Here is a 19,740-nt window from a genome sequence, read left to right as displayed (position 1 = left end):
TCAGTGCGCGGGTTCGGCCTCAGTGCGCGGGTTCGGCGATGTGCTGAGTGCCGATCCGCTTGCGGAAGACCCAATAGGTCCATGCCTGGTAGAGCAGCACGACCGGCGTGGCGATCGCGGCGCACCAGGTCATGATCCTCAGGGTGTAGGGGCTCGACGAGGCGTTGGTCACCGTCAGGCTCCAGTCGGGGTTCAGCGTGGACGGCATGACGTTCGGGAACAGCGTCAGGAACAGCATGGCCACCGCGGCCACGATGGTCACCCCCGACAGGGCGAACGACCAGCCTTCCCGTCCCGCCTGGTTGGCCACCAGGGCCGCGACCAGTGCCGCCACGGCGACCACCAGGGCGATCAGGCTCTTGCCGTCACCGCTGTCGGCCTGCGTCCAGCCCAGGAAGGCCACCGCGAGGACGGCGGTGACGAGGCCGACCTTGAGGGCCAGCTTCCGGGCGCGTTCCCGGATCTCGCCGACGGTCTTCAGCGCCGTGAACACCGCCCCGTGGAAGGTGAACAGGGTCAGCGTCACCAGGCCGCCGAGCAGGGCGTACGGGTTGAGCAGGTCGCCGACGGTCCCGGCGTACTCCAGATTCCTGTCGATCTTCACGCCGTGGACGATGTTGCCGAAGGCCACGCCCCACAGGAACGCGGGGATGAGCGAGCACCAGAAGATCGCCGTCTCCCAGTTGCGCTGCCAGGTCTCCTCGGGTCGCTTCGCGCGGTACTCGAAGGCGACACCGCGGACGATCAGGCAGACGAGGATGACCAGCAGCGGCAGATAGAAGCCGGAGAACAGGGTGGCGTACCACTCGGGGAAGGCCGCGAAGGTGGCGCCGCCCGCCGAGAGCAGCCACACCTCGTTGCCGTCCCAGACGGGGCCGATGGTGTTGATCAGCACCCGCTTCTCCGCGCGGTCGCGGGCCAGCAGCCTGGTGAGGACGCCGACCCCGAAGTCGAAGCCCTCCAGGAAGAAATAGCCGGTCCACAGGACGGCGATCAGGACGAACCAGACGTCGTGCAGTTCCATGTCTGTGCAGCTCCCTCGGCCTAGTACGAGAAGGCCATCGGCTTGTCGGCGTCCCGGGAGTCGCCGCCGATCTTGGTGGGCGGATTCAGGTCGTCCTCGGTCAGCTCCGGCGGCCCGGCCTTGACGTACTTGACGAGCAGCTTCACCTCGATGACGGCGAGGATCGCGTACAGGGCGCCGAAGACGGACATCGAGGTGATGACCTCGCCCTGGGAGACGCCGGGGGAGACCGCGTCACGGGTCTGCAGGACGCCGTAGACGACCCACGGCTGGCGGCCCATCTCGGTGAAGATCCAGCCCCAGGAGTTGGCGATCAGCGGGAAGGCCAGGGTCCAGATCGCGATGCGCCAGAACCAGGTGGTGAGCTTCGGGCTGAGTGCCTTGTCCTTGAACAGGACCAGGTGCGGCACCTCGTCGTCGCCGACCCTGAGATGCTGCGGCAGCAGGAACTTCTTGCGGGTCAGCCACAGGCCGGCGATGCCGAGGGCGAAGGACGTCATGCCGAAGCCGATCATCCAGCGGAAGCCCCAGAAGGTGACCGGGATGTTGGGCCGGTAGTCGCCGGGCCCGAACTTCTGCTGTTCGGCCTTGTTGACGTCGTTGATGCCGGGGACGTACGAGGTGAAGTCGTCGTTGGCCAGGAAGGACAGCAGGCCGGGGATCTCGATGGCCACGCTGTTGTGGCCCTTCTCCACGTCGCCGTAGGCGAAGACGGAGAACGGGGCCGGCTTCTGCCCGTCCCACAGGGCCTCGGCGGCGGCCATCTTCATCGGCTGCTGCTTGAACATGACCTTGCCGAGGGTGTCGCCGCTGACCGCGGTCAGCAGGCCCGCGATCACCACGGTGATCAGGCCGAGCCGCAGCGAGGTCTTCATCTCGCGGATGTGCTTCTTGCGGGCCAGGTGGTACGCGGCGATGCCGACCATGAAGGCGCCGCCGGTCAGGAAGGCCGCGGAGAGGGTGTGGAAGGCCTGGCTGAGCGCGGTGTTCTGGGTCAGCACGGCCCAGAAGTCGGTCAGCTCGGCCCGGCCCTTCGCCTTGTTGATCCGGTAGCCGACCGGGTGCTGCATCCAGGAGTTCGCGGCGAGGATGAAGTACGCCGACAGGATCGTGCCGATCGACACCATCCAGATGCAGGCCAGGTGGATCTTCTTCGGCAGCTTGTCCCAGCCGAAGATCCACAGGCCGATGAAGGTCGACTCGAAGAAGAAGGCGATCAGGGCCTCGAAGGCGAGGGGCGCGCCGAAGATGTCGCCGACGAAGCGTGAGTAGTCCGACCAGTTCATGCCGAACTGGAACTCCTGCACGATGCCGGTGACCACGCCCATCGCGATGTTGATCAGGAAGAGCTTGCCCCAGAACTTGGTGGCCCTGAGGTACTTCTCCTTCTCCGTGCGCACCCAGGCGGTCTGCAACCCGGCCGTGAGCGCGGCGAGAGAGATCGTCAGCGGGACGAACAGGAAGTGGTAGACGGTGGTGATGCCGAACTGCCAGCGCGCCAGGGTCTCCGGCGCCAAAGCCAGGTCCACGTCGTCAGTCTCCTTACCTCGCCGTGGTACGGCAGCCGTTTGCCCCTGTTTGTCGCAGACAACGCGGGAGCAACGGGACACGCTTGTGAATGCATTCACATTCACAAGCCATTATGACGCACCGATTTTCGACGTTCGACAGGGGGTCCCCCCTTGACCGTCGCGGCAGACTCTTGGCAGCGAGTTCAACATTGTGTTGAATTGCGCGCCATGCAGACGCACAGCAGCACGACTCAGATCCGGATCTCCTGGCCGGCGGGACACCTCACCGCGACCCTCGACGACACCGCCACCACACAGGCCCTGGCCAAGGCCCTGCCCCTCGCCTCCGTCGCCCGCACCTGGGGGGAGGAGGTCTACTTCGACACCGGGGTCTCGGTTTCACGTGAAACCACGGCCCAGCAGGTCGTCGAGCCGGGCACCGTGGCGTTCTGGACGGACGGCGACGCGCTCGCCCTCCCCTACGGGCCGACGCCGATCTCGCGGGGTGACGAGTGCCGCCTGGCCAGTCCGTGCAATGTGATGGGACGCCTGGACGGGGACGCCCGCGCACTGGCCACGGTGCGCGACGGCGACCCCATCCGCGTGGAACTGATCGAGGGCTGACCCAGCCTCTCGACTGAACCAGCCCTCGACCCACACCCGGACAGCTCACTTCAAGCCGCGGCCGCACCCGCGGCGTCTCTCTCCGCCAGCTGTCGACGGAGCCCTTCGGCTCCTTGCCTCGAAGTCCTTCGGCCCCTCCCCTCGAAGCCCTTCGCCTCCTTGGCCCTCCGGAGCCGGAGCCCTACAGCTCCTTGCGGAAGTTCTCCGCCACCTTCACGAAGATGTCGTTGGCCTCGGCCTCTCCGACGGTGACCCGCACCCCTTCGCCCGCGAAGGGCCGGACGACCACGCCGGCCTGCTCACACGCCTCCGCGAAGGCGAGCGTGCGCTCGCCCAGCCGCAGCCACACGAAGTTGGCCTGGGTCTCGGGCACCGTCCAGCCCTGCGCACGCAGCGCGTCGACCACTCGTGTGCGCTCGCACACGAGCGAGCCGACCCGGCCGAGCAGCTCGTCCTCCGCCTGCAACGAGGCGATCGCCGCGTCCTGGGCCAGCTGGCTCACGCCGAACGGCACCGCCGTCTTGCGCAGCGCCGCCGCGACCGGCTCGTGGGCGATCGCGAAGCCGACCCGCAGTCCCGCGAGGCCGTACGCCTTGGAGAACGTGCGCAGCACGCAGACGTTCGGCCGCTCCCGGTAGATCTCCACACCGTCGGGCACCTCGGGGTCACGGATGAACTCCCGGTACGCCTCGTCCAGCACCACCAGTACATCGCTGGGCACCCGGTCCAGGAAGCGCTCCAGCTCGGCCCGCCGCACCACGGTGCCGGTGGGGTTGTTCGGGTTGCAGACGAAAATCAGCCGGGTCCGGTCGGTGATCGCGTCCGCCATGGCGTCCAGGTCGTGCACATCGCCCTCGGTCAGCGGCACCTGCACCGAGCGCGCCCCGCTGATCTGCGTGATGATCGGGTACGCCTCGAAGGAGCGCCAGGCGTAGATCACCTCGTCGCCGGGGCCGGAGGTCGCCTGGATCAGCTGCTGGGCCACGCCGACCGAGCCCGTGCCGGTCGCCACGTGAGAGAGCGGGACCCCGAAGCGCTCGGACAGCTCGTTCATCAGGCCCGTGCAGGCCATGTCCGGGTAGCGGTTGAAGTGGTGGGCAGCGGCGGTGACGCGCTCCATCACGCCGGGCAGCGGCGGATAGGGGTTCTCGTTGGAGGACAGCTTGTAGGCCACCGGGCCGTCCGCCGCGGCGGGCTTGCCCGGCTTGTAGGTGGGAATCCCCTCCAGCTCGGCGCGCAGCTTCGGGCTCGTCTCGCTCACCGCAGTCCTCCTCACGACCACCGGCGGCCCGTCACCGCCGCCGGCTTCCAATACTGCTCACCTTATGAGGATTGGGCCGCGCTGCGTACCGGTCTGCAGGACCTCGTACGCCACACGTCCGCGCAGCGGCACCCCTCCGGCCCCGGGGGCATCACGGGCATCGTCGTACGAAGACGCACGAAGGGTCCGGCCGGGCGTACGAGGTGGGGGGCGCGCCGTACATATATCTATGCGCCGGTAGCTCACGCCGTGGCGCGCATCCCTCGTCAAGGTGAGTTGAGACCTCTTCGAAACATCGGGTGCTTGGCAGGCCTATCCGCGCCGACGCATCATGTCTTGCGATAGAAACGGTTAACTTCCTTGTTTTCGCAGGTACTTGAGGGCGTTTCGCCATGCAGAAACGTGCCTGTCAACGCGTGCATATGCGTCCGCACTACCCCGCGTCATGAGCCCTACTATCACCTCGCCATGACAGCAGCAGGGAAGCACCAGGTGAGCCGCGCGGAAACCTCACGCCGAGGCAGCCGGCCGGGCCGGGCGGGTATCAGAGACGTGGCCGCCGCCGCCGGAGTCTCCATCACAACCGTCTCCGACGCCCTGAACGGCAAGGGCCGGCTCCCGGACGCGACCCGGCGCCACGTCCGCGAGGTCGCCGACCGGCTGGGCTACCGCCCCTCCGCCGCCGCCCGCACCCTCCGTACCGGCAAGTCGGGCCTCATCGGTCTGACCGTGACGACGTACGGGGATGAACCTTTCACCTTCACCGAATTCGCGTACTTCGCCGAGATGGCCCGCGCCGCCACCTCCGCCGCGCTCGCCCGGGGCTACGCGCTCGTCATCCTGCCCGCGACCTCCCGCCACGACGTGTGGTCCAACGTCGCACTGGACGGCACCGTCGTCATCGACCCCTCCGACGAGGACCCCGTCGTCACGGAACTGGTCCGGCAGGGTTTACCGGTGGTCTCCGACGGCCGCCCCGTCGGGTCCCTGCCCGTCACCGCCTGGGTCGACAACGACCACGAGGCCGCCGTCATGAACATCCTCGACCATCTCGCCGACGCCGGCGCCCGCCGCATCGGCCTGCTGACGGGGACCACGACCGACACCTACACCCACCTGTCGACCACCGCCTATCTGCGCTGGTGCGAGCGGGTCGGCCAGGACCCGGTCTACGAGGCCTACCCGGCGCACGACCCGTGCGCGGGCGCCGTGGCCGCGGACCGGCTCCTCGCCCGGCCCGACCGTCCCGACGCCGTCTACGGCCTGTTCGACCCCAACGGCACCGACCTGCTCGCCGCCGCCCGCCGCTACGGGCTGCGCGTGCCCGAGGACCTGCTGCTGGTGTGCTGCAGCGAGTCCACCGTGTACGCGAGCACCGAGCCGCCCATCACGACTCTCTCGCTCAAGCCCCGCCGTATCGGCACGGCCGTGGTGCAGCTGCTCATCGACGCCATCGAGGGGGTGGAATCGGACCAGCCGGTCGAGCAGGTGATACCGACCGAGCTGATCATCCGAACGTCCTCTCAGCGCCGCCCGCAGCGCACGACGGTCAGCCCGCCGCGCACCCCGGAGGGGGACGGGTAGCCACGGGTGGCCCGCCGCGCGCTTCATCAGGAGCACGGATGGCTCGCTGCGCACCTCGGCAGGAGCGTGGGGGGTCCGATGCGTGCCTCGACAGGAGCGCGGGGGTCCGCCGCGCGCACCGGCCGGGGGCCGGTGGCGGGGCGGCGAGGCGGGCGTGCCGCTCCCCGCTGCGGCGTGGAGGGGAGGGGACCAGGTGGGGAAAGCCCTTCCCAAACGGGGCGAAAGCCGCGGTGAACAGGAGTCTTGTTCCGATTCACCACCCCTGGGTCATCACACGGCACGATCCGCATTCCTATGATGGGCCCACGACACCGCGGGCCGCTGCGACCAGGCAGTCCGAAGCGGTGCAGATGCGGCGCGATGGTGGAGGGGTCGATGACTCAGGGGGCCGGTCAGGGACCCGAGGTGGAGCGGACGGCGACGTTGCGCGACTTCCGCGTGCCCGCGTACGTCCATGAGACCGGTCCGTTCATCCACGGCGCCCACCCCGGCGAGGGCGCCCCGCCCGTCGAGGACCCCTTGCAGGTGCCCGAGGGTTACACGCCCACCGAGCGCGATCTGCCCGTCATCAACCGCGGTGACACCGTGCAGGTGACCGTCGACCCGGTGGCCGCTCCGGCCCCGGCCGCGGCGCAGCCCGGCGCCGGCCCCGGTCCCCTGTTCGTCGTCGGCGACGTGCACGGTTATCTGGACGAGCTGATCGCCGCCCTGCAGGAGAAGGGGCTGATCGACGCGGCGGGCCAGTGGTGCGCCGGCACCGCCCGGCTGTGGTTCCTCGGCGACTTCACCGACCGCGGACCCGACGGCATCGGCGTCATCGACCTGGTCATGCGCCTGTCCGCGGAGGCCGCCGCGGCCGGCGGCTACTGCAAGGCCCTCATGGGCAACCACGAACTGCTGCTGCTCGGGGCCAAGCGGTTCGGCGACACGCCCGTCAACTCCGGCGCGGGCACCGCCACCTTCCAAGCGGCCTGGCTGCTCAACGGCGGCCAGAAGACCGACATGGACCGCCTGCAGGACCACCACCTGCAGTGGATGGCGCGTCTGGACGCGGTGGAGGAGGTCGACGGCTATCTGCTCGTGCACTCCGACACCACCGCCTACCTCGACTACGGCGACTCGATCGAGGCCGTCAACGACACCGTCCGCGAGACGCTGACCCGCAACGACGCCGACGAGTGCTGGGATCTGTTCCGCAAGTTCACCAAGCGCTTCTCCTTCCGTGACGAGGGCGGCGCCGACGCCGTGCGCTCGCTGCTCGATACGTACGGCGGCACCCGCATCGTTCACGGCCACAGCCCGATTCCGTATCTGCTGGGCGAGGTCGGCTCCGAGGACGGCGAGGACAGCGCCGGCCCGCTCGTCGAGGGCCCGCACGTCTACGCCGACGGGCTCGCCATCGCGATGGACGGCGGTGTGACGATGGCAGGAAAACTGCTGGTCCAGGAGCTCCCGTTGGGCGGCTGAGCGTTCCCGCGCGCCGCCCCGCGGCGCAATCTCCCCCGCCGCCCGGCGGACGGCCCGGATCCGCTCAACACACCGGGCGCGTCGGCAATTTGTGGAAACCCCCTGTCACCGCGAGCCGTCGCCGCTCTACCATCGGCTTATCCGTAGCAGGCTCCCCTCCGTTTCTGCCCGACGGCTCGTCGCCATGCGAGCCCCAAGCCCTACGGAGCATCGGGGGATGCACATGAACAGCGTTCCGCAGCACCTGCTGAGCGAGGACCGTCAGGACTACGAACGGATCCTCGATGAGGCGCTGCGCTCCGCAGCCCACCGTCCCGAACTGTCCGCCGCCGGCCGACGTCTCACCCTCGAACAGCTGCGCGCCATGGCGCTCAGCGCCACCTCCCTCATCACCGCCTCCGCCGCCACCGAGTACCAGCACTACGTCAAGGTGCGCGAGGAGCTGCGTCAGCCGGCCCCGGCCGCCGCCCTGACGGCCGAGCGCACGTCCGCGTCCGCCGACCCCGCCGGCGCCCCGATGGGACTCGCCGCCACCGTGGGCGAGATGGCCGAGAGCACGGGCGCGGGCGCCGTCGCCGTGGTCGCCGTCCTCGCCCCCGTCCTCTCCGGCACCGCCGCCGCGATATTCCTGCTGGTGGGTTACATCCTGAAGATGCTCGACCCCGAGCCGGCCTTCGCCCGGACCATGCTCACCGCCGGATGGGTCTTCGGCGCCCTGACGGCGGCCACGATCCTCGTCGCCACCGTGGGGCTGCTGCTCACGGCCCTGCGCAACCGCCCCTCGCTCGAGTCCGGCGCCCACGGTGAACCTCCGCAGGAGCTGACCCAGGCTCGTGACGCCTGGCACGAAGCCCTGCTGGAACGCGGCATCGTGCCGTTCCTGCGCGACGCCCTGGCCGAGCCCGGTACGAGCCCGGCGCACCCCGTGTCCCCGTCGGTGCCGTCCAGCCGCATCCCGCGCCTGGGCTACGACCGGCCGGGATTCACCAGCCCCGACGACGGCCCCGCCGCAGGCCCGCGCCCGAGTTTCACGAGCCCCGACTTCAGCAGCCCCGACTTCGGTGGCCCGGAGCACCAGCCGGAGTGAAGCGCCGGCGCACGCCCCGGAGAGGACGAGCGCACGCGGGGGCATCGGACGTCCGCCGCGAGCCGTCCAACGCCGGGCCCCCACGGGACAGTCCGCGTCACCCCGGGCCGCCCGGACCTGTCGAAGCGGTCCGGGCGGTCCGGGCGGTCCGGGCGGTGCGACTCAGTCCGCGATCGGCAGATACACGCGGTTGCCCGCCGCCGCGAATTCCCGCGACTTCTCCGCCATCCCGGCCTCGATCTCGGCCTTGCTGCCGCCGTGCTCACGGCGGATGTCCTGCGAGATCTTCATCGAGCAGAACTTCGGCCCGCACATCGAGCAGAAGTGGGCCGTCTTGGCGGGTTCCGCCGGCAGGGTCTCGTCGTGGAACTCCCGCGCCGTGTCCGGGTCCAGCGCGAGGTTGAACTGGTCCTCCCACCGGAACTCGAACCGGGCGTCGGACAGCGCGTCGTCCCACTCCTGCGCGCCCGGGTGCCCCTTGGCCAGATCGGCCGCGTGGGCGGCGATCTTGTAGGTGATGACACCGGTCTTGACGTCGTCCCGGTTGGGCAGGCCCAGGTGCTCCTTGGGCGTGACGTAGCAGAGCATCGCCGTGCCCCACCAGGCGATCATCGCGGCGCCGATGCCGGAGGTGATGTGGTCGTACGCCGGCGCGACGTCGGTGGTCAGCGGGCCGAGCGTATAGAACGGAGCTTCATCGCAGATCTCCTGCTGAAGGTCGATGTTCTCCTTGATCTTGTGCATCGGGACGTGTCCCGGGCCCTCGATCATGGTCTGTACGTGGAAACGCTTGGCGATCGTGTTGAGTTCCCCGAGCGTGCGGAGCTCCGCGAACTGCGCCTCGTCGTTGGCGTCCGCGATGGAGCCGGGCCGGAGACCGTCACCGAGGGAGTACGTCACGTCGTACGCGGCGAGGATCTCGCAGAGCTCCTCGAAGTTCTCGTACAGGAACGATTCCTTGTGGTGCGCCAGGCACCACGCGGCCATGATCGAACCACCGCGCGAGACGATGCCCGTCTTGCGGTTGGCGGTGAGCGGCACGTACGCCAGACGCACGCCCGCGTGGACCGTCATGTAGTCCACGCCCTGCTCGGCCTGCTCGATGACCGTGTCCTTGTAGATCTCCCAGGTCAGTTCCTCGGCCCTGCCGTCGACCTTCTCCAGCGCCTGGTAGAGCGGCACCGTGCCGATGGGGACGGGGGAGTTGCGCAGCACCCACTCGCGGGTGGTGTGGATGTTGCGTCCCGTGGACAGGTCCATGACCGTGTCGGCGCCCCAGCGGGTCGCCCAGGTCATCTTCTCGACCTCCTCCTCGATGGAAGAAGTCACTGCGGAGTTGCCGATGTTGGCGTTGACCTTCACCAGGAACCGCTTGCCGATGATCATCGGCTCGATCTCCGGGTGGTTGACGTTGGCCGGCAGCACGGCTCGGCCCGCCGCGATCTCCTCGCGGACCACCTCGGGCGAGACGTTCTCCCGAAGGGCCACGAACTCCATCTCGGGCGTGATCTCGCCCCGGCGGGCGTACGCGAGCTGCGTGACCGCCTGGCCGTCGCGGCCGCGGCGGGGCTGGCGCGGCCGCCCGGGGAAGACCGCGTCGAGATTGCGCAGGCCGCCGCGCGGCGAGGTGTGCTTGATCCCGTCGTCCTCCGGGCGGACGGGGCGGCCCGCGTACTCCTCGGTGTCGCCGCGGGCGATGATCCAGTTCTCCCGCAGGGGCGACAGGCCCCTGCGGACGTCGGTGTCGACAAGCGGATCGGTATACGGGCCGGACGTGTCGTAGAGCGTGACCGCCTTCCCGTTGGTGAGGTGCACCTGACGGACCGGCACCCGCAGGTCGGGGCGCGAACCCTCGACGTATGCCTTGTGCCAGCCGATGGACTTCCCGGCCTCCTGAGCCGACTCGCTCTGAACGGAGGCAGGCGTGCGTACGTCCTTGTTGGTCATGAGACCTACTCCCTACGCCGGCATTACCCGGTAACAGGTTCGGCGGTCGACGCAGCGGTCACCGTCTGCCGACATTTCGTGTGGAACGCCACATGTTCCACGTGAAACATCGCGAAGACGGAGGTCAGCGCCCTCTCAGCCCGGTGCTCCGAGCTCCCGCGTGTGCAAAGGTGCCTCCACGCTAGCGTCAATTCAGGCGCGATGAACAGGGGGCCCCTGCCGTTCTTGCGATGATCGGGCGGTGACCACCACACACCAGCCCCCGTATCCGCCGCCCGAGCCGCCGCACGGCCAGGGCCCGACCGGCCACGGCCAGGGCGCCGAGGACGGGCCGGAGCACGGGCACACGCCGGCAGCCGGGCACGGGTACGCCCCGGGCGCCGGGCACGGGCATCGGCACGCGTCCGGTGGCGGGCACGGACACGGTGCCGGGCACGCCGCGGGAAGCGGACACGGTGCCGCGCATTCCGCGGGCGGCGGGCACGGGCACTCGCACAGTCACGGGCCCGCCGCTCCCGTCTCCCGGCATCTGCGCAAGGTCATCGCGGCGATCCTCATCCCGTTCGCCGTGGCGGTGGTCGTCGGCCTCGGCGTGCTGTGGCCGGGCGGTGCCCCCTCCCACCAGCGCTCCGGTGTGGGCTTCGACCGGCAGACCCAGCAGGCCACGGTCACCCAGGTGGTCGAGGTGAGCTGCAAGTCCGTCAACGCCTCCGGTGGTACGCCGACCGGCGACACGTCCACCGCGCAGGGGTCCCCGACCCGGCAACAGGCCGACGGCGCCTGCAAGAAGGCCACCGTCCGCGTCGACTCCGGCAACGACAAGGGCCGGACGTTCACCGAGATCGTGCAGCCCGACCAGACACGGCAGCTGCACCAGGGCGAGAAGGTGGTGGTCGCCTACGAGCCCTCGGCACCGAAGGACCTTCAGTACTCCGTCACGGACGCCGACCGGCGCTTCCCGATGGCCCTGCTGGCCGGCATCTTCGCGCTCGCCGTCATCGTCGTGGGACGGATGCGCGGGGTGATGGCACTCGTCGCGCTGGCCATCAGCTTCCTGGTGCTGAACTTCTTCATCCTGCCGGCGGTACTGCAGGGCGAGAACCCGTTGGTCGTCGCCGTCGTGGGCTCCAGCGCGATCATGCTCATCGCCCTGTATCTGTGCCACGGGCTGTCGGCCCGGACGTCCGTGGCGGTGCTGGGCACACTGGTCTCCCTGCTGCTGATCGGCGTCCTCGGTTCGCTGTTCATCGGCTGGGCCGCGCTGACGGGCAACACGGACGACAGCACCGGCCTGATCCATGGCCTGTACCCGTCCATCGACATGAGCGGTCTGCTGCTCGCCGGCGTCATCATCGGATCCCTCGGCGTGCTCGACGACGTGACGGTCACCCAGACCTCCGCCGTCTGGGAGCTGCACGAGGCCAACCCGTCGATGGGCCGGCGCGGGCTGTACCGGGCCGGGATCCGGATCGGCCGCGACCACATCGCGTCCGTCGTCAACACCCTCGTCCTCGCCTACGCCGGTGCCGCGTTGCCCCTGCTGCTGCTCTTCTCCATCGCGCAGAGCAGCGTGGGCACGGTCGCCAACAGCGAACTGGTCGCGGAGGAGATCGTGCGCACGCTGGTGGGATCGATCGGCCTGGTCGCCTCGGTGCCGGTCACCACGGCGCTCGCGGCTCTGGTGGTGGCCGCCGACCGTCAGGGGCCGACAGCGGCCGGCCAGAGCGCCGCCGGTGGGACCGGCACCGGTACCGGCTCGATCCCGGTGCCCGCAGGCCGCGGCGGCCGGGGGCGCCGGCGCAAGCGCTGAAACGCCGGGTGCCGGCGCGAGCGCTGAGATGCCGGGCGACGGCGTAGCCGTACCGCCGGCCGCGCGACCGTACCGTCGCGCCCGTAGCCGCCCCGTCGACGGCGCCGCCGTACCCGACGGCCGACGGCGTCACCAGCGCGACGGTCACCGTGTCACCGCCCTGCAGAACCGTTCCTGCAAATCCCCGTCCCACAGCGGTGAACCGTTACGCCACCGTGGTGACGCGACGTGTCAGCCCGCGCTCTGCTCCTCGGCGAGGATACGGTCGAGCGCCTCCTCCAGATGGGCGTCGAAGTCGGCGAGCGCACCCTCCTGGCCGAGTGGCACCAGCTTGTCGGTGCGGTCCAGGAACGCCACGATCGGCGGGGCCGACGAACGGAACAGCGCCTGGTCGCCGCCGACCTGGAGCCGGATCAGCACCTCGCCCAACGTGTCCTCCTCGACCGGTGCGATCCGGACATCGCCCTCTCCGCACGGCCGCCCCACCCCGTCGAGCAGCAGCTCACGCCCGAACGCCCAGGTCACCGGCGCGTCCCCGGGAAGGTGGAAAGTCAGCCGTACGGCATAGGGATCACAGGTCTCGTACCGCAGTTCCACCGGGATGCGGAACGAGAGCTCCTCGGAGACGAGAAAGCTCATCATGACCTCTGCCTGCACTGCCTGCACGGACTCGCGCATTCGCCTACCCCGTCACTTGCCGTCGACTGGCCGGGAATGAACCCCTTGACACTGGAGGTATCTTGCTGAACGTGCACACGAGATCACAAGGAGTGAGTTTTCAGATACTGATAGACAGGGCCAGCGAGCCCAGCAGGCGCCCGATCTCGTCCTGGAGTTTCCGCGCCGCGGGCAGCAGCCGGTCGGCCTGGTGCACGGGCAGCGAGATCGCCATCGTGGCGGCCGTGGTGCCCACCGTGATCGGCACCGCGGCGCACACCGTCCCCAGGGCGTACTCCTGCCGCTCGATCACCGGCTCCATGCGCCGCATCTGCTCCAGCCGTCGCAGCAGCGCGTGGTTGTCACACACCGTGTAAGGCGTGATGGGCTGCGCCGGGTAGCGGGCCAGGTGGTCGCGGCGGGCGCCGTCGTCCAGCTGGGAGAGCAGGCACTGTCCAATGGCGTGTGCGTGTCCCGTCTCTCGGAAGTCGGCCCACTCCTCGACCGCCGGGTTGCCGGGCGTGTCCGAGACGCACATGACCTCGATCTCGCCCTCGCGGTACATCGCGTAATACACGGGCACACCGATGGAATCGCGCCATTGCGCGAGGGTGTCCACGATCGTGCTGCGACGTTTCTGCTCCGCTCCGCCGCTGCCCAGCCGTTCGGCCGACGCACCAAGGAAGAACAGGCCCTTCTCGCGGCGGAGATAGCCCTCGTGCACCAGGGTGCGCAGCAGGTGGTAGGCGGTGGGCAGGGCCAGACCGGTCTCCCGGGCCAGCTGTTTGGCGGGGGCGCCGTAGGGGTGTTCGGCGACGGCTTCCAGCAGACGCATCGCGCGCTGCACGGAGCTGATGAGAGTCGTCGCCGCAGGGGGCTGTTCGGTGGGTGCCGTGGGGGCCGGCCGCTGCAGCGGGGGTGCGGGCGAGCAGGTCCGCGTGGGGGGTGCGTGCGGCTCTGCGGGTGTGGTGTCAACCGTGGCCAAGGGTCACTCCCGAAGCGCGAGGGGAGCCCGTGCCGGAACACGGGTGCGGGGGTGTCCGCCCTGCGCGGGGGATCGGCCCCGCGTCGGATTCCGGACTCTAACCGTCCGCCGCCGTGGACAGAATGGCTGTCCGGAAAACTTCCCTCCCCCGAGGGAACCGGCGATTCCCCTTGGTGATCACCTCGGCGATCACCGGCCGTCCCCTACCAGTCGCTGCGCGAGGACGACCCGGCGGTGAACTTCCGCACGATGTAGATCAGGCCGCCGACCAGGGCCACGAAGACCAGCAGCTTGAAGAGCAGTCCGATCACAAAACCCACGACCGTGGCCAGCACGCTGCCGAACACGACGAGCGCGATGACCGGCACCGCGACCCACTTCACCCACCACGGCAGTCCCGCGACAATCTCTCGCATCGCCTTCGCCCTTTCCTCACCGGCCCGTTGACGGTGCCGGACCCTTCCGGATGTCCTGCACTCGATGCTAGGGCCGGCGAGGGCGCCCGCGGGCGCCTCGCATCCCCGGTCCTCCCCTGACCCGTCCCCTAGGGAACCCCGAGGCCGGTCTCAGCCCTCCGGCGGGGAGAACACCACGAGAACGCGCAGGTCCTCGCTGATGTGGTGGAACTTGTGGGCGACCCCGGCGGGCACGTACACGACGCTGCCGCGCGCCACCTCCGTCGTCTCCAGACCGACGGTGATCGCGGCGCGGCCGCTGACGACGAAGTACACCTCGTCCTGGTTGTGCGGCTTCTGCGGGTCGTGCTCTCCCGCGTTGAGCGCGTACAGGCCGACGGACATGTTCCGCTCACGCAGAAACTGCAGGTAGGCGCCTTCGTTGGCGGCGCGTTCCGCCTCCAGTTCGTCCAGCCGGAATGCCTTCATCGCCTTGTTCGCCCTCGCCTCTGCTCCTGGCCGTGTCCGTCTGCCACGATCAGACACATGAAGAATTTCGTAGTCAAGACGATCGCCAACGCCGGCGCCCTGCTGGTCGCCGTGTGGCTGCTTGACAAGATCACCCTGACCGGATCGAGCACCGGCAAGAAGGCCGGCACGCTGATCATCGTCGCCCTGGTCTTCGGCCTGGTCAACTTCCTGGTCAAGCCGCTCGTGAAGGTGCTGACCTTCCCCCTGTTCATCCTCACGCTCGGGTTGTTCACCCTGGTCGTCAACGCGCTCATGCTGCTGCTGACCTCGTGGGTGTGCGGCAAGCTCGACCTGAGCTTCCATGTCGAGGGCTTCTGGACGGCCGTCATCGGCGGCCTGATCATCTCGGTCGTGTCCTGGGCCCTGCACGTCGTCCTTCCCGACGAGGACTGAGGCGCCATGACCTACCGCGTCTGCTTCGTCTGCACCGGCAACATCTGCCGCTCCCCGATGGCCGAGTCGGTCTTCCGCGCCCGCGTCGAGGAGGCCGGTCTCGCGGATCTGGTCGAGGTCGACAGCGCCGGCACGGGCGGCTGGCACGAGGGCGACGGCGCGGACCCGCGCACGGTCGCCGTCCTCCGGGAGTCGGGGTACGGCAGCGAGCACACGGCGCGGCAGTTCCAGCCGTCCTGGTTCGCCCGGCTCGATCTCGTGATCGCGCTGGACGCCGGGCATCTGAAGGCACTGCGCCGCCTCGCGCCCACCGGCCAGGACGCGGCGAAGGTGCGGCTGTTGCGCTCCTACGACCCCGCGGCCGGGGACGACCTGGACGTGCCCGATCCCTACTACGGGGGCATGGAGGGCTTCGAGGAGTGCCTTGAGATGGTGGAGGCGGCGAGCGACGGACTGCTCGCCGCGGTACGCGAGCAGATGGAGGGACGGGCGGCATGAGCGACGCGGGCGAGGGTCGGGACGACGGCACGCGCGCGGTGCGCGACAGCCGGGGCGACGGCACGCGCGCGGTGCGGGAGAGCCGGGGCGACGGCACGCGCGCGGTGCGGGCGGGACTGCCCGAACCGGTCAAGCACGAACCGACGCTGCCGGGCCCGGTTTTCGCGGCCCACTTCCACCTGCCGGGCGACCCCACGGGGCCGTACACCTACGGCCGTGACGAGAACCCCACGTGGACGCTGCTGGAGCGGGCCATCGGCGAGCTGGAGGCGCCGGGCGAGGACGGCGTGGAGACGCTGGCGTTCGCCTCCGGGATGGCCGCGATCTCCGCCGTGCTGTTCTCCCAGCTGCGCTCCGGGGACGCGGTCGTGCTGCCCAGCGACGGCTACCAGGCGCTGCCCCTGGTCCGCGCGCAGCTGGAGGCGTTCGGCGTCGAGGTGCGCACCGCGCCGACCGGGGGTGACGCGCAGCTGGACGTGCTCGACGGCGCGCGGCTGCTGTGGATCGAGTCGCCGTCCAACCCCGGCCTCGACGTGTGCGACATCCGGCGGCTGGCCGAGGCGGCACACGCGCGTGGCGCTCTCGTCGCCGTCGACAACACGCTCGCCACGCCCCTCGGGCAGCGCCCGCTGGAGCTGGGCGCCGATTTCGCCGTGGCCAGCGGGACCAAGCAGCTCACCGGGCACGGCGACGTCCTGCTCGGCTACGTCACCGGTCGCGCCGGTGAGGCGATGACTGCGGTGCGGCGCTGGCGCAAGATCGTCGGTGCGATCCCCGGGCCGATGGAGGCCTGGCTGGCGCATCGGTCCCTGGCCACGCTGCAGCTGCGCGCCGACCGGCAGAACACCACGGCGCTGAGGGTGGCCGAGGCGCTGCGGGAGCACCCCGACGTCACCGGGCTGCGATATCCGGGGCTGCCCGACGATCCGTCGCACAAGGTCGCTGCCCAGCAGATGCGGCGCTTCGGGTGCGTGGTCTCCTTCACGCTGCCCACGCGTGCGCGTGCCGACCGTTTCCTGGACGCGCTGCGGCTGGTGGACGACGCCACCAGCTTCGGCGGTGTGCGCTCCACTGCCGAGCGGCGCGGCCGGTGGGGCGGTGACGCGGTGCCGGAGGGCTTCGTCCGGCTGTCGGTCGGTGCGGAGGACCCCGAGGACCTGGTGGCCGATCTGCTGCACGCGCTCGAGGAGTCCGCCGGCTGACCTGCGCACGGACGCCGGAAAGGTGTCCGGCTCAGGGCGACGGACGGTCCGAGCCTCCCCCCTCGTGGCTCGGACCGTCCGCGGTTCCGCAGTCCAAGAACCGCGCGAACCAGGCTAGTTGACTCCCTGTCAGTGTCCAATCACGGTAACGACAGAGACCTATCGACATATTTATAGTGGGGTGCGTGGCCGGGGACCCTGAACGGACGGCGAGAGGGGAAGGGCACGCCATGGATCTGGCCTTGCTGCGCACCTTCGTGACCGTGCACCGCGCCGGGTCCTTCACCCGGGCGGCTGCTCTGCTCGGCCTGTCCCAGCCCGCCGTGACCTCGCAGATCCGCACCCTGGAGCGGCAGCTCGGCCGCCCCTTGTTCCTGCGCCAAGCGCGTGGGGTGACCCCGACGAGCATCGGCGACGAGCTGGCCCACAAGGCGGCGCCGCATCTGGACGCCCTGGTGGAGATCGCCGAGACAGGGGTCGACGAGGAGACGTCGTTACGCAGCCTGCATCTGGCCGGGCCTCCGGAGTTCATCGCGGAGCGGGCCCTGCCGGCGTTGACGGAACCGGCCCGTGGCGACGGGCAGGGACTGACCTTGCGCGCGTCCTTCGGTACCGCAGAGGAGACGCTGGAAGGCCTGGCGGCCGGCCATCACGACCTGGCCATCAGCACCACCCGGCCCCGTGGCGCCCTGCTGACCGCGACCGCGCTGTGCGACGAGGAGCACGTCCTGGTGGCCGCCCCGCACCGGGCCGAACAGGTCCGCCGCGACGAACTGCGACGCGTGGGCGCCCGAGCCCTGGAAAGCCTCCCTGTCGTGGAGGTCCATGAGTCGCTCCCGTTCGTCTCCCGTTACTGGGCCTCCGTCTTCGACTCCCGTCCCGTGCCCTCCGGCGCGGTCATCGTCCCCGACCTGCGCGCGGTCCTCACCTGTACGGCGGCGGGGGCGGGGCTCGCCGTCCTGCCCCGCTATCTGTGCGCGGGCGCCCTGGAGCGCGGGGAGATCGTGGCGTTGCATCATCCGCCGGTGCCTCCGCTGCGGACGTACTTCCTGGTGGTACGCACGGGAACGCTGGCCATGCCGCACATCGCGCGGGCTCATGAACGGCTCCTGCGGGCAGCGGCCGACTGGTCCTGAGCGTGTCCCCGCCGCATCACGGAGCGAGTTCACTTGATGACGTTTCGCGATGTTTCACGTGAAACCAGCGGGGATGTTTCATGCGGAACGCGCCGGGCCACATTTCTCCCATGACCGTCCGACCCGTGGTCAAGCGCACCGCCCGCGCCGTCCTGCTGGACGGTGACGACCTCATCCTGATCAAGCGCACCAAGCCTGGCATGGACCCCTACTGGCTGACACCCGGCGGCGGGGTGGAGCCCGAGGATCCGACCGTGGTCGATGCTCTGCACCGCGAGGTGGATGAGGAGCTCGGCGCCAAGATCACTGACGTGGTGCCCTGTTTCGTGGACACCGTGGAGCACATCGGCGAGGACGGCGGTGCGACCGGCGTAAAGGTGCAGCACTTCTTCGTCTGCCGCCTGGAATCCATGGACCTCTCCCAGCGGCACGGTCCCGAGGTGGACGAACCGGCCGGTGAGTACGAGATCGTCCGCGTACCGTTCACCCGCGTCGGTATCGCCTCTGTGCACCTCGTTCCGCTGTCGTTGCGGCACTACCTGGACGGGAACATCGAGGGCGTCCGCGCCATGCACGCGCCGGACCTGGGCTGACGGGGTTCGGCGCCTGTTTCACGTGAAACGTCGCCCGTCTGTCCCAGAGCTGTCCGCCGGACCACGACATGGCCAAAAGCACGTACGTGTGCCGTGAAACAGGTGGACGCAGGGGCCTGCCGTCGGACAGCCTGACCTGCGTGCCGACTGTTTCCCTCGCCGCTCTGCCCATCCGCCGTCTGACGCTTCGCGATCTCAGCGCTTGCGCGGACCTGTCCGAGAACCGTGGCTGGCCCCGGGAGGAACACAAGTGGGGATTCCTCCTCACCGCGGGGACGGCCTACGGCATCGATGACCCCGACGGCGGCCTCGTCAGCGCCTGCGTCGTCACCGAGTACGGACCACGGGAGCGGCCCGCTCTCGCTGCCGTCGGGATGGTGCTGGTCGCCGACCGCCACGCCCGCCAGGGCGTCGGGCGCCGGATGATGCGCCACGTCCTCGCGGAGAGGGGCACCACGCCGCTCACCCTGCACGCCACGCCGAACGGCCGCCCGCTCTACGAGGAGCTGGGCTTCAAGACCACGGGCCGGGCGGAGATGGTGGTCGGTCGCCTGACTCCGGACGTCGCGGTGGACCCCGTGGCCACGCGGGCGGCTACGGCCGAGGACCTCCCGGCCATCCTCCGTCTCGACGAGGAGGTGTTCGGCGTCGACCGCACGCCCATCGTGACGCGACTGCCCGCCTTCGCCGACCAGCTGCGCGTCGCGGAGGACGGGGGCCGGATCACCGGCTACGCCGCCGCGTGGCCCAACATGGACACCCATGTCGTGGGCCCGCTCATCGCACGGGACACCGCGACGGCGAAGGCGCTGATGATCTCCCTCGCAGCGGGCACCGACCGTCCGCTGCGCACGGACATCGACGTCCGGCACGAGGAGCTGCTGTCCTGGGTCAAGGAGCGCGGCATGGAGTCCGTCGCCTTCAACTCCGTCATGTCTCACGGCATCACCGACCTGCCGGGTGACTGGAGCCGGCGGTTCGCGCCGGTGACGGTGGCAGCGGGCTGAGCCAGGCCGTAAGCGCACGACAGCGCCG

The 19,740-nt window shown here is 69.9% G+C and carries 19 protein-coding genes and 1 riboswitch; of the genes, 11 read left to right on the top strand and 8 right to left on the bottom strand.

The features are described from left to right. Positions 1-19: 19 nt before the first annotated feature. Both cydB and AB0E88_RS16210 read right to left on the bottom strand, forming a co-directional pair. Positions 20-1,024, bottom strand: coding sequence for a cytochrome d ubiquinol oxidase subunit II (cydB, locus tag AB0E88_RS16215; RefSeq protein ID WP_361630367.1), 1,005 nt, complete (start codon positions 1,022-1,024; stop codon positions 20-22). A gap of 20 nt (positions 1,025-1,044) precedes the next feature. Next, positions 1,045-2,553 carry a cytochrome ubiquinol oxidase subunit I gene (locus AB0E88_RS16210; RefSeq protein ID WP_361630364.1) on the bottom strand — a complete coding sequence of 503 codons (1,509 nt, stop codon included), beginning with the start codon at positions 2,551-2,553 and terminating at the stop codon, positions 1,045-1,047. A 210-nt stretch (positions 2,554-2,763) separates the two neighbouring features. Here AB0E88_RS16210 and AB0E88_RS16205 point away from each other — a divergent pair, with 210 nt between their 5' ends. Continuing rightward, positions 2,764-3,159: a cyclophilin-like fold protein gene (locus AB0E88_RS16205; RefSeq protein ID WP_361630361.1), complete on the top strand. Its 396-nt coding sequence runs from the start codon at positions 2,764-2,766 to the stop codon at positions 3,157-3,159. Positions 3,160-3,340: 181 nt separating this feature from the next. On the opposite strand, the gene hisC is transcribed toward AB0E88_RS16205, so the two are convergent. Beyond that, on the bottom strand, positions 3,341-4,420 hold the full coding sequence (gene hisC / locus AB0E88_RS16200; protein WP_361630358.1) for a histidinol-phosphate transaminase: 1,080 nt from the start codon (positions 4,418-4,420) through the stop codon (positions 3,341-3,343). A gap of 468 nt (positions 4,421-4,888) precedes the next feature. Between hisC and AB0E88_RS16195 the strand changes: the two genes are divergently transcribed. The 3 genes from AB0E88_RS16195 (at position 4,889) to AB0E88_RS16185 (ending at position 8,558) form a co-directional block, all read left to right on the top strand. Continuing rightward, on the top strand, positions 4,889-6,004 hold the full coding sequence (locus AB0E88_RS16195; protein WP_361630355.1) for a LacI family DNA-binding transcriptional regulator: 1,116 nt from the start codon (positions 4,889-4,891) through the stop codon (positions 6,002-6,004). Positions 6,005-6,364: 360 nt separating this feature from the next. Beyond that, the gene (locus tag AB0E88_RS16190) at positions 6,365-7,471 is read left to right on the top strand and encodes a metallophosphoesterase (RefSeq protein ID WP_361630352.1); all 1,107 of its coding nucleotides are present in this window, start codon (positions 6,365-6,367) and stop codon (positions 7,469-7,471) included. 217 nt (positions 7,472-7,688) lie between these two features. Further along, entirely contained in the window at positions 7,689-8,558 is an 870-nt protein-coding gene (locus tag AB0E88_RS16185; RefSeq protein ID WP_361630350.1) for a hypothetical protein, read from the top strand. A 162-nt stretch (positions 8,559-8,720) separates the two neighbouring features. Here AB0E88_RS16185 and thiC read toward each other — a convergent pair whose 3' ends face one another. After that, positions 8,721-10,505, bottom strand: a complete 1,785-nt coding sequence (thiC, locus tag AB0E88_RS16180) for a phosphomethylpyrimidine synthase ThiC (protein ID WP_361630347.1) — start codon at positions 10,503-10,505, stop codon at positions 8,721-8,723. Further along, positions 10,498-10,675, bottom strand: a riboswitch (TPP riboswitch). Its footprint overlaps the gene before it by 8 nt. Before the next feature lie 71 nt (positions 10,676-10,746). Between thiC and AB0E88_RS16175 the strand changes: the two genes are divergently transcribed. Next, on the top strand, positions 10,747-12,315 hold the full coding sequence (locus tag AB0E88_RS16175; RefSeq protein WP_361630344.1) for a YibE/F family protein: 1,569 nt from the start codon (positions 10,747-10,749) through the stop codon (positions 12,313-12,315). A 231-nt stretch (positions 12,316-12,546) separates the two neighbouring features. Here the strand turns inward: AB0E88_RS16175 and AB0E88_RS16170 are convergent, their stop codons facing one another. From AB0E88_RS16170 to AB0E88_RS16155, 4 genes are all read right to left on the bottom strand, one after another. Continuing rightward, positions 12,547-12,993, bottom strand: a complete 447-nt coding sequence (locus AB0E88_RS16170) for an SsgA family sporulation/cell division regulator (RefSeq protein WP_361630341.1) — start codon at positions 12,991-12,993, stop codon at positions 12,547-12,549. A 100-nt stretch (positions 12,994-13,093) separates the two neighbouring features. Further along, entirely contained in the window at positions 13,094-13,819 is a 726-nt protein-coding gene (locus tag AB0E88_RS16165; RefSeq protein ID WP_361630338.1) for an IclR family transcriptional regulator C-terminal domain-containing protein, read from the bottom strand. 341 nt (positions 13,820-14,160) lie between these two features. After that, positions 14,161-14,373 (bottom strand): DUF5326 family protein, encoded by a 213-nt coding sequence (locus AB0E88_RS16160; protein ID WP_361630335.1) that lies wholly within the window; start codon positions 14,371-14,373, stop codon positions 14,161-14,163. A 150-nt stretch (positions 14,374-14,523) separates the two neighbouring features. Next, positions 14,524-14,841 carry a cupin domain-containing protein gene (locus AB0E88_RS16155; RefSeq protein WP_361630332.1) on the bottom strand — a complete coding sequence of 106 codons (318 nt, stop codon included), beginning with the start codon at positions 14,839-14,841 and terminating at the stop codon, positions 14,524-14,526. 57 nt (positions 14,842-14,898) lie between these two features. On the opposite strand from AB0E88_RS16155, the gene AB0E88_RS16150 reads away from it, so the two are divergent. The 6 genes from AB0E88_RS16150 (at position 14,899) to AB0E88_RS16125 (ending at position 19,712) form a co-directional block, all read left to right on the top strand. Next, the gene (locus AB0E88_RS16150; RefSeq protein ID WP_361630329.1) at positions 14,899-15,276 is read left to right on the top strand and encodes a phage holin family protein; all 378 of its coding nucleotides are present in this window, start codon (positions 14,899-14,901) and stop codon (positions 15,274-15,276) included. A 6-nt stretch (positions 15,277-15,282) separates the two neighbouring features. Beyond that, positions 15,283-15,774, top strand: coding sequence for a low molecular weight protein-tyrosine-phosphatase (locus AB0E88_RS16145; protein ID WP_361630326.1), 492 nt, complete (start codon positions 15,283-15,285; stop codon positions 15,772-15,774). Continuing rightward, on the top strand, positions 15,771-16,976 hold the full coding sequence (locus AB0E88_RS16140; protein ID WP_361630323.1) for a cystathionine gamma-lyase: 1,206 nt from the start codon (positions 15,771-15,773) through the stop codon (positions 16,974-16,976). Before AB0E88_RS16145 ends, AB0E88_RS16140 begins: the two co-directional genes overlap by 4 nt. Positions 16,977-17,206: 230 nt before the next feature. Continuing rightward, positions 17,207-18,112, top strand: coding sequence for a LysR family transcriptional regulator (locus AB0E88_RS16135; protein WP_361630320.1), 906 nt, complete (start codon positions 17,207-17,209; stop codon positions 18,110-18,112). Positions 18,113-18,222: 110 nt separating this feature from the next. Further along, on the top strand, positions 18,223-18,705 hold the full coding sequence (locus tag AB0E88_RS16130) for an NUDIX hydrolase (RefSeq protein ID WP_361630317.1): 483 nt from the start codon (positions 18,223-18,225) through the stop codon (positions 18,703-18,705). 140 nt (positions 18,706-18,845) lie between these two features. After that, positions 18,846-19,712, top strand: coding sequence for a GNAT family N-acetyltransferase (locus AB0E88_RS16125; protein WP_361630314.1), 867 nt, complete (start codon positions 18,846-18,848; stop codon positions 19,710-19,712). Positions 19,713-19,740: the final 28 nt, after the last annotated feature.

Origin of the sequence: Streptomyces sp. NPDC028635, from assembly GCF_040637635.1 — a bacterium.
Classification (GTDB): domain Bacteria; phylum Actinomycetota; class Actinomycetes; order Streptomycetales; family Streptomycetaceae; genus Streptomyces.
The sequence above is the reverse complement of the archived record's forward strand: the minus strand, read 5'-3'. Positions and strand labels throughout refer to the sequence as shown.